Below are 12,984 nucleotides of genomic sequence, written 5' to 3'. Positions count from 1 at the left end.
ATAATGTCAAGTAAGTTTGTAGGGATTTCTTTTTTTGCCTAAATAAAAACGAATTGCCTAAGCAACTCGTTCCATGGTGTCACTATTTAAAAGTATAATAAATGGTCGAATTGATGATGAAAGAATCCGCAATCGTTCTTCCGACTTCCTCGCATGCCACTTTACTGAACTTTGTCGCATCAACTGGCTCATATAATAATTGGTGAATGCCGTCAACCGAACGTATTGCGACGGTTGCGCCAGGGTTCGTCTGAAATATCTGTTCAAGTATTTCTTCTTTATTAGGAACCAGGCTGGCAATCCATACAAGATCGAACTCCGTGTAGTCATGAAGGGCGCCATCATTCAGAATATAGTCTGAATCCCCTTCGTCATTCAGTTCTTGGACGATGCGCCTTCCAAGTGAATGGGCTTGTTCATCTATATCGAGACATGTCATTTTTGCACCCAACTCCCGTTGAAGCAGCAATGGACTTAATGGCAGAGGACCCGTCCCTACAAATGCGAAGGATTGAATATCATTTTTCACCTTTTTCAATTCACTGATTTCCGTTTGAATCAGTTCTTTATAGTTATCCCAATAAATGAAAGAACGGAAGTCGTCCAAGGTGTTCACACTGCCAACAAATAAATTAGCATAATGATCCTCCATCAATGTTTCAGCAATCGTAAGCTTTTCAAGCATGGTACCCCGAATCGATCGGATTTCATCATGGTTGAGAATTTCTTCAGCCACATGCTGATCCAACGGTTTCGAAATCACCGAAACCAGTTCGGTTAAAACGCGATTGATGATTTCGTTATTTGGTGATAAATCATTTTCTTCTAATAAAATTTTATAAGTATCCATATATGTATGAATGATTTTTTCCTGATTTCTAGACCATTTGATCGTTTTCAAGGCGCACACTCCTATTAGGAAATAATTTTTTGTTTAACCGTGGTATATACAATGCCAAAAATACCGAACGTCCTAGACTGAATACAGTAAAGGCCAGCCATAATGCATGGTTCTGAAATGCCGGCATAAAAATATAAAGTGTTATCACAAAGGCAATCAAGGAATAGATCATCGAGTTACGAATCGGGGCAGCTTCTGTTGCCCCAGTAAAAACACCGTAGAAAACGATGCCTACACTAGCAAATAGAGGGAAGAAAATAAGCCAGATCCCATAAATGTTTGCCAGCTCAATAACACTTGGTATCCGTGTGAAAAGTGATAGGATGGTATCACCGCATAAATAGTAACTGACGGCAATCATCAGGGAGGACAGAACACCCCACTGCAACGACAGGATCAGGGTCTTCTTATATAAAGGCTTATCACCCGCACCAATCGCTTTTCCCACAAGAATGCTTGAAGCATTTGCGAGCCCGTCAAAGAAGAAAGCCATCATATAGTGAATTTGGATGAGTACGGCATTCGCCGCCAATATCTCCGTTCCGTATGAGGCACCCTTTGCCGTGAAGATATTAAAAACGGCCAACAGGCAAAGCGTCCTGATGAATAAGTCCCGATTCACCGACATCATTTTCTTAATGGATGACGGATCGAACATCTCTTTCAAATGCGGCATTTCCATTCGATGCGGCGACGCTTTCACAATAATGTTCAGTCCAATGAAAAAGGCCGTCACTTCCGAAAGGAGGGTCGCTATCGCCACCCCTTGCACACCCCATGCGAATCCATGAACAAATAGCAAATCCAGGGCAATGTTCATCAAGTTCATGAGCACCTGTAAAACTAGCGAAACCTTGATCTTGGACATTCCCATCAGCCATCCCAATATGACGTAATTCATCAAAGTGAATGGAATCCCCCATATTCGAGTGTTGAAGTATTCAGCCGCATATCTTCGGACTTCAGCATCGGGATTCATCAGTGTTAAGGAAACATGTTCAATTGGCCCCTGAAGCAAGATGAAACCAACCCCTGCAACAATCGCCAGTATAAACGGCCTTAAAAAGGCTAAAATGCCTTGCTCCCCATCGTTTTCCCCAAGTGCCTGTGCAGCAAATCCCGAAGTGCTCACCCGCAAAAAACTAAACAGCCAATACAAGGTATTGAAAATAACCGTACCTATAGCTACGCCGCCCAAATAAGAGGGGTTTGGTAACTGACCCACAACAGCGGTGTCCACCGCACCTATCAATGGCGTCGTTATCGTCGATATGGTCAGAGGAATGGCCAAGGCCAAATATGATCGATGGTTCACTTTACTTCCTCCTTACGAGTCAAACTTCGCTTTAATCGAAACCATTACGATTTAAAAATCAAATAATAACAACCTCATTATTCAAACATCGAAATCAGTTCTTTTGTGTATGAATGGCGATCGCTGCAAAAAAGCTGTTCGTTATCGAAAGAATCCACAATAACACCCCCTTTCATCACCATGATCCTTTGGCTCAACTCCTGTACAGCCGACAGATCATGAGAAATGAAAAGGTAGGAAATGTCCAAAGTCTCCCGCAGCCCGCCTAACAATTTCAGCACCGCCGCTTGTGACAGAACGTCCAGGCTTGAAGCCGGTTCATCTAATATGATGAGTGCCGGTTCAATGCTGATCGCGCGCGCAATCGTAACCCGCTGCTTTTGTCCTCCGCTTAGCTCATGCGGGTAACGTTCAGCAAAACTCTTTGGAAGCTCCACGGTTTCCAGCAGTTGTCCAATAAAGTTGGCTTCACTTGTATATGTGAAATGTTTCAGATTGACCTGGCTGCCAAATTGAAGATAGGGATCCATCAGTGAATCTTTTATCCTTAGTTTTGGATTCAAAGCCGATGCAGGATTTTGCAAAACGGCCTGGATGTTCTTGCGATACCGTTTCAAACTGCATTCGCTTTTGTTTTGCAGCGCGGTTCCTTCAAATAGGATGCTGCCCTTATCAAAAGATTCAATCTGGAGGATGAGTCTTGCCAGTGTGCTTTTTCCGCAGCCGCTCTCTCCCACTAACCCGAGACATTCCTTCCTTTCGATGCTGAAATTCACGTTCCTTAGTATTTCCACTCCGTTACCATAGCTTTTATGGACATTTCGCACTTCTAATAAAGTCATCCTGACACCCCTTCAAGCTTAAATGGAATTCTGCTCAATGATGGCGATGATTGAATCAGTTTTTTCGTATAAGCATGCTGCGGATGATTCAATACCTGATTTTTATCACCGGTCTCAATGATGGCCCCGTCTCTCATGACCGCAATGCGATCCGCATACTTCCTGACATGACGTAAATCATGAGTAATGAACAAGACCGCACACCCGGTTTCTTTTTGGAGTTTTGATAACAGCTGCAAGACCTTAAAGGAAGATACACTGTCCAAGGCTGTGGTCGGTTCATCCGCTATCAATATATCCGGTTCAAGCAGCAGGGCTATCGAAATGGATACTCGCTGAAGCTGTCCACCGCTTAATTGAAAAGGATATCTGCCGTAGATGTCTTCATTTAGCCCCACCGATATGAGCGCCTTGACCGCTTGCTGCCTCCTTGCCTTTTTGGAAAGGTTCAAATGTGTTCGTTGATATTCGTCGAAATGTTGCCCGATAGTTAGGAACGGTGTGAATGATCCCTGGTAATCTTGAAAAATATAAGCCAGGCACTTTCCGCGAATCTTCCTGATTTCAGAGGAAGATAGCGTTAAAAGATTCTTTTCCCCGTACCATATTTCCCCCTTCGCTTGGAGATTGGGCGCAAGCAGCTGACATATGGCCATGGCCGTCATGCTTTTGCCGCTCCCGCTTTGTCCGACAATTGCGAACCACTCACCTTCCTGCACATCTACTGAAAGATCCTTGACGATATGATTTTGCTTTCCCATGATATTTAGCTGCCTCACGGATAAGATGCTCATGATTCCACCTCCTTTTTCACATCGAATGCATCGCGCAAATAATCACCGAGTATGTTGGATAGAAGGACGACAAATGCGATGGCGAGCCCTGGGTAAATCATCAGCAACATATTGGATTGAAAGTATGGACGGGCATCATTCAGCATGGCTCCCCACTCTGGTGCCGGCGGCTGTGCCCCGAGCCCGATATAGGATAAGGAAGATATGAGCAAAATGATTTTTCCTAAATCAAGGCTAGCCAATACAAGCACGTTCCCGATAATGTGCGGAAACAAATGCTTCCGCATAATTCCAAGTGGACGTAATCCATTGATTTTAGCAGCTGTGACATAATCCTTCCGGTGTTCGGTGATCACCGTACTTCGCACAAGCCGGGCATAATTCACCCATTTCACTAGAACGATCGCCAACAGGAGATTTTCGATTCCCGGTCCCAATAAGCCGCTAAGCACAATGGCAACGATCGTATCAGGGAATGCGAGAAATGCGTCTGCAATGCGCATGAAGATCCGATCGATCAGACCTCCTTTAAAACCGGCAATCACCCCGAACGGGACTCCGATGATAACAGCGGCAAATAGCGATAAGAGACCGTAGCCAACCGTCAGCTTTGCGCCAAGCAGAAGGCGTGTCGATACATCACGCCCTAGATGATCCGTCCCTAACGGATGTTCCAAGCTCGCCGGCAATAGCCTTTCTTCCAGATTGACCAGTGATGGATCGTGTTTCAGGATAAGAAAGGTGTAAGCCGCAGCGGCAAGGACTGTAGCCATCACCGTAAAAAGGATGGTCATTCCCCAGCGCCTTTTGGATTTTCTTTTGATAACTAACTCCATTTTCCATGCTTCCTTTCCTTCAATCTTAGCTCCGGATTTAAATAGCGATAAGATAAATCCACAGCACTATTAACCATGAATACAATGATGGACATGACCAGCAGGTACCCTTGGATGACGGGATAATCCCGTGACCGAATCGAGTCCACGACCATCTTCCCTATGCCTGGATAGGCAAAAATCACTTCGATCACCACTACACCGCCGATCAGGCTGCCAAGGCTGACACCGAATACGGTAATGACCGGGGGCAGGCTATAACGAAAAGCATGGGCAAAGAATATCCGCATTTCTGAAATCCCCCTTGATCGGGCAGCCCTGATGAAATCATGACTGAGGGAGTCTATCAAACTCGAACGCAGCAAACGGACGTACACACTTGTGATGGCCAGCCCCAACGTGACTGACGGCAGAATCAAAGAACGAAATCCGTCCCTGCCCATTGTTGGAAGGGCCCCCCACCGTACCGCAAATAAATCCATCAAGAGCAGCCCCAGCCAAAAGCTAGGAATGGCTGCGCCCAACAAAGAAACGGCGCGGCTAATCTGATCAATCCAGCTTCCCCTGTACAAGGCAGCAAGCGAACCTAATGGAATGGCTATACCAAGCATCACAAGCAATGCGCCAACCGCAAGCTCAAGTGTTGCAGGCAGTCCGCTCATGATCATCTCCATCACAGGCTGATTCGTCAGATAGGAATTACCGAAATCCAATTGGATAAAGTCCGCAAACCAATCGGCATATTGCACTAACAGCGGATCATTGAACCCCAATTCTTCACGAAGTTCATTGACTTGCTCGTTTGTGATCGACACATCATCCACTTGAAGTATCGAGAGGACCGGGTCCCCTGGAGCAAGCCGAACAAAAAGGAAAGAGATGAATGTAATCACAAGGACAAAAATCACGACCTCAATGAATCGCCGGATCATAATGCGGAACATTCACTTCACATCCAATTCATTCGTCAGCATGTAGTACTCGCTTCTCGAAGTGATCCAGTGTTTAACTCTATCGGCATCATAAGCAACAAGTGTATTCGGATGTAAAATGAAAGAATTATATACTTGTTCATCCACATACATCGCAATATCCTCTGCTAAATCCGAGCGCTTCTCCTGCTCGACCGTTACGTTCAGCCTATCAATCAGGGACGTCAGGTGATCATCATCGGCCCCACTGAAGTTCAAGGCTCCCTTTGGATGATAGGTAGCATTTAAATAATAGCCGGCATCCCCGCGCGGAGCCGTTAAATTGCTGTAGGTCGTTACATCCCAATCGCGATTGGCAGCCATATACTCTTCAGGGATTTCTATTTGCTTGATTTTCACATCAATCCCCAACTGGTCCGCATCCGATTGGAAAACTTGGGCAATTAACGGCAGATCGGCACGTGAACTGTATGTAAGAAGTGTAAACGTTAAAGGTTTGCCGTCTTTTTGCATGACACCATTAACTTTTTTATATCCCGCCTGATCAAGGAACCCTTTGGCCGCTTCCATTCCATTCTTTTTTTTCGGATAGTCGGGAGCAAAAGAGAAAGTGGACGGAAATGGCCCTGTTGCCACTTCTGCATGACCATGTAAAATCGTATCAGCAATGGAAGAACGGTCGATCAAGGCATCTATCGCCTTTCGGACGTGTATGTCCTGCAGTGCTTTACGTTCCAAATTCATCGTCATTTGATGTACGCGGAAAGTGGATGTCGATTCAACCTTCACACCATCTATCGCCTCTAAATTTTCCAGGCTTTCCACTTCCGGGCGGAAAACAATATCGGCGTCTCCCGATTCAAGGGCAAGGGACCGTGCATTGGCATCTTCATTAAACGAAAACCTGGCTCTCTCAAGCTTTGCGGCTCCATCCCAGTAAGACTCATACCGTATTAAATCAACAGCCGTCCCAGGTGTGAATTTTGAAACGGCAAATGGCCCTGTTCCTATCGGCTTGTTTATATAATCACTTTCCTCCACGTCAATAATCGATGTATTAGGATGAACCAATTCAGAAGGAAACTCAGGAAAGGGAACCTCCGTCTTAATGGTCAGCGCATTCCCGTCCGCTTCAATCGATTCAATGCGCAAAGCATTCTTGATTGCTGGACTATCTTTCATCGCCCTCTCCAAGGAAGCCTTCACAGCTATGCCATCCATCGGCTTTCCATTCTGAAAAGTCACACCCTCCCTTAACTTGAAATTCCATAGTTGACCATCTTTGCTATCCCAGCTTTTCGCCAGCCAAGGTTCGATGTTCAAATCCTCATCATTGAGATGCACCAACGTCTCAGTGATTCCAGCCCTTAGTGACACATAACTAGTATCAACATTCGGATCAAGCGAGCTAGTCGCAAAATTAAAAAGCAAGTTCACGTCCTTCTCCCCTCCCACTTGATCTTTCGCAGACTCGGTGGAACAAGCAGCCAAAAGAAAGAAAGATAAACATACAATAAAAATCGATTTACATTTTCTGAACACGATAGATTTCCCCCATTACAACTATTTTTATCGGCCGCTAAAAATCGTATTGATTACGATTTAGATTACAGCTTTGATTTACTATCATGACAAACCAGGCAACGCACGCATTTCTTAGTGCTTATCCGAAATCAAACTATGTAATGCTCCTCGGGAGTACATATTCATTTACGAGTAAACGCTCTAAACTCACGAGCAGAACCACTAAACCATTGAGTAACGGCTCTATATCCCGTGCAAAGGCACCCAGTTTAAGAAATTGCACCTAACTCTTGATTTACTGCACGCATTTTATAAAACTTTATCTCATAAAAAAGCTCCTTCCAAACAAATCAAAATGATTACGATTTATACTTTAATAAAAGCCCTCTTGTCTTGACTGGCTTCCATTATAAAACGTAATGATTACTGTTTACAAGGTTTTTTTAGTTTTATCTGATATATAATGATTAAGAAAAAACTCCTGAAAAAAGATTTCAGGAGTTCTTCGGCTTTTATTTCAAGTTGTTGTAGTGGTTGATAACCTCTTTGGTTATTTCGTTATTTTCGTCCAATCCGCTAACTTCCTTAAGTGCGGTAGCTAGTCCGTGTTCTTTGATCATCGTTTGCAGTTTAAGGGCTTCTTCATCTTCGTTAAAATCAAAGAGTAAAGCGGCGGCTATCGCTTTCGCCAGATTAGTATAGGAAAGTCCTGCTTTTTTAGCTTCTACGGCAGGGCGCACGAGACGGTCGTTTGGCCCAAGCTTGCGCAGCGGTGAACGGCCGACTCTATTCACCGAGTCATTCAGGTAGGAGTTTTTAAATCGGTTAATGATTTTTTCGATATACTGCTGATGCTCTTCTGCATCCAAACCGTATTGCTTTATTAAGTAGGCGCCCGTTTCCCCTAGGGTATTCTTGACTTGCTCTACAATGCCTGCGTCCTCCAATGATTGGTCAATCGTCGATTTTTTATTTTTGAGATAACCGAGGTAAGCAATGACGGCATGTCCTGTATTAACGGTGAACAGTTTTCTCTCAATGAATGGAGCGAGTTCCTTTACAATGGTCATCCCTTCAACGGCAGGAATGCTTTCATTCGTTTCCACGACCCATTCATAATAAGGTTCCACCAAAACATCGAGTGATCCTTCGTTATTTTGGATAGGAACGATGCGATCGACTGCTGAGTTAAAGAAGTATACTTTATCAACTAGTTTTTCTTTTGTGTCTTGATCCAAGTTTTCTAGAATGTAGCCTTCTAAAAGGTCTGTTGCCGATATTTGGTTTTCACAAGCGATCACATATAGTTTTTCTTCGTTTTCTTTCACCCTTGAGGCCAATCCTTTTGCAATTAAAGGAGCGATATGGGGCAAAATATTGGGACCGATAGCAGTGGTGAGGTAGGTTGCTTCGGAAATTGCTTTAATGATTTCCTCTTCCTGCTTTAAGCTGTTTAAACCCGAAACATTTTCTATTGTTACGGATTCTTGTTGATCAGTAGCCAGTTTGACTTGATATTGCTTTTTATCATTTAATTGATCGATGATTTGATCGGCTATGTCCACAAAAGTCACATGATATCCAGATTGTGAAAAGAGTGCTCCGATAAATCCTCTTCCAATGTTTCCTGCACCGAAATGTACTGCTTGTTTCATTACAATCATCCCTTTATCAAGTTAGTATATAAATAGTCCAAAAATATGGCTTCCAGCCTTCTGTTAATCATTTCCTCGTCCGAAGATGAAAAAATCATGATGGATTCATTGCTTTCAATTAAGCTTGAGCTTATTAAGCTGACGATTTCCTGCTGCTTCACACTCAGTTCTTCAGGTGCCAGCATCAGCAGTAAATTTTTCATATGGACGTCTTTTCCATCCATACCTTTGACCAAACGATATTCCTCCAGGTGGGCCACCTGGAATATCAGTTCCTTCACATTCTTGTGTCTCGTATGGAAAAGGCCCATTCCAGTGCCCGGAATGCCTAAACCACCTTTTTTTTCCCGTTCGTTCAAGGATTCGATTACATCATCCGCACCCATTATCAGTGATTCATTTTCAGCCACCCTGACCATTTCTTCGATGATTTCTGGATGTCCTTTCAGATGCGGCAGCCGATAAAACCGGAAATTATCCATGATCGACTCGATGCTCTGCTGGGCATCTTTCAATTCCTGCAGCACTTCTTTCAATTCGCCATCTTCTTTTTTGGCCGGGGTAATCTTATTGGCTGAATGACTGCCATAACGTTTATTCTTCGTGAAGTTTTCGATATTTTTCCTTAAATAATTCCTGATGTTCAATATATTCTCTTCACTCAAAAGAGGGGATACAAGAATATAATCGCTATCGATATATGGAAGCCGGACGGTAGAAATGGTCACATCATAGTTTTTCAGGCTGCCCTGCTGCTGGATGTCTTTGATCGTCTTGATTTCTACAGTCTCGATTTCGATGATTTCTTTTTTGATCCGGCTTGCAAGCATCTTCGACGTGCCGATACCTGTCGGGCAAACGATGAGTGCCCTTATTGATATTTCTTCCTCCCGCAGGACTAATGCAGATCCGAAATGCAGGACGATGAAGGCTATTTCATCTTCAGGAAATTCTTTTATTTCTTTGAATCCCTTTTCCAGACTGGCCTTTACTGCCAAAAAGAGAACCGGATACTTTCGTTTAATATCTTCGGTTAAGGGGTTGTACAATCCCATTTCCTGTTTGATCCGGAAAAGCGATGGTTCCATATGGGCAAGGAGCCCTTGATACAATGGGAAATCCTTGGTCAAATCGATTTGCAGCTGTGCCGAAACATCTTTTATCAGGTTTCTTATCAGTTGGCCAAGCAATACACTGTCATATGGAACGGCATCAGCCGCATGAAGCTTGGAACCTTTAAGAATGGCTGCCAGATAGCTTATATCATCGATGGTAAAAGAAACTTCCAGCATGGTGCCGAGTTCCTTGCCTATTTTATTCATGAGATTATTCTCATCGGAAAGTTCGCTTATTTTCTTGAAGTCCTTCTCCAAAAAAAATTGGCTTTCATTCCTTTGCAGGGTTATATAAATATGTACAATTAACCCTATATACCCGCTATCCGCCAATCGAGAATGGACACTGTTAAAAGTGGAAAACAGCACCCCATCGATAGCCAGAAGATATTCGGGATCGAAATAGTCGAGGATTTTCGCTTCCGGGAATTTTCCTTCTTGCAACAAAAATAAACTTTCAATCAGCTCTTCATTAAAAAAGTGCAGGAAATAGGCAGCCTGGGCTTTCCGTTTATTTTCTTCAGTGCCAGCAAGCTCTATTCCGACCCCCCTTTTTCTCGTAATCACGATATTAAAATTCTTTAACCATTCAGTCAGTTCGTCCAAATAGGTTGTAAGAGTCGTAATGCTTATACCGAGATCCCCCGCAAGAACTTGAGTTTTATATGATTCTTCCTGCAGTAATGCTAAAAGGAGATGCAACTTTCTTTCTTGTGGCGTTTGATCGATTGGATGATTGCCCATCAGGTGCTGCACAAGCCGAAAGACTTGTTCATTCTTCCCGTCGATGGTCAGCCCCTCATGTGTATTGCGTGTTAAATGCAACCCGAATGATTGCAGGATTTTTTCTATGGACTTCAGATCACGTTGAACAGTCCGGACACTAACATTCAATTGTGTCGCAATGGATAAGGCTGTATGTTTTCCAGAAGTTTTTATGATCAATTCTATGATTGATTTTTCCCTTGAAGTTATATACATGCTACCAACTCATTTCTGGTGGAGTAACACGAGAAAATACTGAATAGAAAAGCGTAAAACGCTTTTCTATTCATGGTTAAGTGTATTTAATTATTTCCGACATTTATTATATCCATCAATTCCCTGGCAGTTGTGGCTTTAACCATCTTTTCGATATTCTCCATCTCGGAGCAGGTAACTGCAATGCCAGATAGTATTTCAAGATGTGTCCCGTCCTTGCCGGCAATGCCGAATATCAATCTTGCCTTTTGGCCGTCAAAGTCGACACCATCAGGGATTTGTAAGACGGTAAATCCGGATTTAAGGACATCTTTCTTAGCTTCCTCGGTTCCGTGCGGAATGGCTACATCATTCCCCATATAGGTTGAAGTCAATTCATCACGGGCAATCATTGCTTCAATATAGCTTTCCTTAACGTAACCTGCATTGACCAAAGCTCTTCCCGCAAAGCGGATCGCTTCTTCCTTATTTGCGAATTGTTGATTAAGGAAGACGTTTTCTTCGCGGAGCAATTCATTATCATCCTGCTCTTCCTCGTTGATGCCAGGCTCGATTGAATGTTCACGAACGCCGGGAACCTTCTCTTCCGCATCTTCGACGATTTCATGAAGCTCATCTGTGCCATCATCCTGAAGCCGTGCAAGCAATGAATCGTATTCAGGGCTCGATAGGAAATTATCGACGGATACATGATAAGCATTCGGCACTTTATTCTGTGCCCTTGGAGTTAACTCTTCCTGTGTTATGACGATTTGTGCATCAGCAGGGATGTTCGAGATCGCCGTATTGGTCACGGTGATATTCAATCCGGCTTCCTTCACCTTCTTGCGAAGCAGCGAAGCTCCCATAGCACTTGAACCCATTCCAGCATCGCAGGCAAATATTATTTTGCTGACGTTTGTTGGCATCGTTCCAGGATCTGAAGCGAATACATCGGCAACAGAGCTTTTCTTGCCTTTCATTTCTTGCATTTTTTTCGCGGCATCTTCAATATTCTCTTCAGATTGCTTTCCTGTTTTCAGGATGAATGCACCGACGATGAATGAAACAAGGGCGGCTACGATCACGCCTGCAAAGTTAGCAATATATGCGCCCGCATTATGCGGAGTTACTGCCGTAATGGCAAGTATGCTGCCTGGAGAAGCAGGAGCGAACAATCCCCCGCCAAGCAGGACCAATGTGAAAACTCCACTCATGCCTCCAAGAATGACGGCTAAGAATAACATCGGCTTCATTAAGATATAAGGGAAATAAATTTCATGGATCCCGCCGAAGAAATGAATGATGGCAGCTCCTGGAGCCGATTTCTTCGCCGTTCCCTTTCCAAAAATGCAATAGGCAAGCAATACGCCGATACCCGGTCCAGGATTCGATTCCAGAAGGAACAGGATTGAAGCCCCTGTTTGTTTAACTTGCTCTACACCGATTGGTGATAGTACACCATGATTGATGGCATTGTTCAAGAACAATACCTTGGCAGGCTCGATCAGGATACTTGTCAACGGCAGTAAACCTGTACCGACAAGCCAATCGACTCCAGCTACTAGCCAGCCTGTAAATACGTCTACAGCAGGCCCTATGGCCATGAAGGATAGAATGGACAATAAGCCTCCAATTATCCCCGCTGAGAAATTATTAACTAGCATTTCAAAACCGGCTTTTATTTTCCCTTCAATCAATTGATCGAATTTCTTGATGACATATCCGCCGAACGGTCCCATTATCATGGCGCCAAGGAACATCGGGATATCTGATCCGACGATGACACCCATTGTTGCAATGGCACCGACTACGCCGCCACGGTGGTCATGGATTAGCTTACCACCCGTATACCCAATTAAAAGCGGCAGTAAAAACGTAACCATCGGTGTAACCATTTTGGCAAGGCTTTCATTTGGCAGGAAACCAGATGGGATGAATAGGGCAGTGATTAGCCCCCATGCTATGAAAGCTGATATATTCGGCATGACCATTGAACTTAGAAAGTTTCCGAACTTTTGAACTGCAACTTTTATATTAAAGTGAGCCATTTTGCTCTCTTCCCTTCATATTGATATAGTTTCCTTTAATCTTAAGGTACGTACCTTCC

General features: G+C 43.8%; 10 protein-coding genes. All 10 read right to left on the bottom strand.

From position 1 onward, the window contains the following. Positions 1 to 82: 82 nt before the first annotated feature. Positions 83 to 901, bottom strand: coding sequence for a nicotianamine synthase family protein (locus ACQKNS_RS11210; RefSeq protein WP_427642897.1), 819 nt, complete (start codon positions 899 to 901; stop codon positions 83 to 85). Next, entirely contained in the window at positions 879 to 2,216 is a 1,338-nt protein-coding gene (locus ACQKNS_RS11205) for an MATE family efflux transporter (RefSeq protein ID WP_427642895.1), read from the bottom strand. Before ACQKNS_RS11205 ends, ACQKNS_RS11210 begins: the two co-directional genes overlap by 23 nt. Positions 2,217 to 2,293: 77 nt before the next feature. Then, a complete protein-coding gene (locus ACQKNS_RS11200; RefSeq protein WP_427642893.1) occupies positions 2,294 to 3,058 on the bottom strand; it encodes an ABC transporter ATP-binding protein in 765 nt (254 codons plus the stop codon). After that, positions 3,055 to 3,852, bottom strand: coding sequence for an ABC transporter ATP-binding protein (locus ACQKNS_RS11195; RefSeq protein ID WP_427642891.1), 798 nt, complete (start codon positions 3,850 to 3,852; stop codon positions 3,055 to 3,057). The genes ACQKNS_RS11200 and ACQKNS_RS11195 overlap by 4 nt, the downstream gene beginning before the upstream one ends. Continuing rightward, positions 3,849 to 4,688, bottom strand: a complete 840-nt coding sequence (gene nikC, locus ACQKNS_RS11190) for a nickel transporter permease (protein WP_427642889.1) — start codon at positions 4,686 to 4,688, stop codon at positions 3,849 to 3,851. Before nikC ends, ACQKNS_RS11195 begins: the two co-directional genes overlap by 4 nt. Beyond that, positions 4,679 to 5,632: a nickel ABC transporter permease gene (gene nikB / locus ACQKNS_RS11185; protein WP_427642888.1), complete on the bottom strand. Its 954-nt coding sequence runs from the start codon at positions 5,630 to 5,632 to the stop codon at positions 4,679 to 4,681. Before nikB ends, nikC begins: the two co-directional genes overlap by 10 nt. After that, positions 5,633 to 7,162, bottom strand: a complete 1,530-nt coding sequence (gene nikA, locus ACQKNS_RS11180) for a nickel ABC transporter substrate-binding protein (RefSeq protein ID WP_427642886.1) — start codon at positions 7,160 to 7,162, stop codon at positions 5,633 to 5,635. 494 nt (positions 7,163 to 7,656) lie between these two features. Further along, positions 7,657 to 8,799: a mannitol-1-phosphate 5-dehydrogenase gene (locus ACQKNS_RS11175; RefSeq protein ID WP_427642884.1), complete on the bottom strand. Its 1,143-nt coding sequence runs from the start codon at positions 8,797 to 8,799 to the stop codon at positions 7,657 to 7,659. A 5-nt stretch (positions 8,800 to 8,804) separates the two neighbouring features. Continuing rightward, the gene (locus ACQKNS_RS11170) at positions 8,805 to 10,895 is read right to left on the bottom strand and encodes a BglG family transcription antiterminator (RefSeq protein ID WP_427642882.1); all 2,091 of its coding nucleotides are present in this window, start codon (positions 10,893 to 10,895) and stop codon (positions 8,805 to 8,807) included. 86 nt (positions 10,896 to 10,981) lie between these two features. Continuing rightward, a complete protein-coding gene (locus ACQKNS_RS11165; RefSeq protein ID WP_427642880.1) occupies positions 10,982 to 12,925 on the bottom strand; it encodes a PTS mannitol transporter subunit IICBA in 1,944 nt (647 codons plus the stop codon). Positions 12,926 to 12,984 lie beyond the last annotated feature (59 nt).

The sequence above is a fragment of the Peribacillus sp. NPDC094092 genome, assembly GCF_050279365.1.
Taxonomy (GTDB): domain Bacteria; phylum Bacillota; class Bacilli; order Bacillales; family DSM-1321; genus Peribacillus.
This window is presented reverse-complemented; position numbering and strand designations above follow the sequence as displayed.

What these genes read in the sequence shown, in the direction of transcription:
- ACQKNS_RS11200 (WP_427642893.1), bottom strand. Translation starts at nt 3,058, where the DNA reads ATGACTTTATTAGAAGTGCGAAATGTCCATAAAAGCTATGGTAACGGA.
- ACQKNS_RS11195 (WP_427642891.1), bottom strand. Translation starts at nt 3,852, where the DNA reads ATGAGCATCTTATCCGTGAGGCAGCTAAATATCATGGGAAAGCAAAAT.
- nikC (WP_427642889.1), bottom strand. Translation starts at nt 4,688, where the DNA reads ATGGAGTTAGTTATCAAAAGAAAATCCAAAAGGCGCTGGGGAATGACC.
- nikB (WP_427642888.1), bottom strand. Translation starts at nt 5,632, where the DNA reads ATGTTCCGCATTATGATCCGGCGATTCATTGAGGTCGTGATTTTTGTC.
- ACQKNS_RS11175 (WP_427642884.1), bottom strand. Translation starts at nt 8,799, where the DNA reads ATGAAACAAGCAGTACATTTCGGTGCAGGAAACATTGGAAGAGGATTT.
- ACQKNS_RS11170 (WP_427642882.1), bottom strand. Translation starts at nt 10,895, where the DNA reads ATGTATATAACTTCAAGGGAAAAATCAATCATAGAATTGATCATAAAA.
- ACQKNS_RS11165 (WP_427642880.1), bottom strand. Translation starts at nt 12,925, where the DNA reads ATGGCTCACTTTAATATAAAAGTTGCAGTTCAAAAGTTCGGAAACTTT.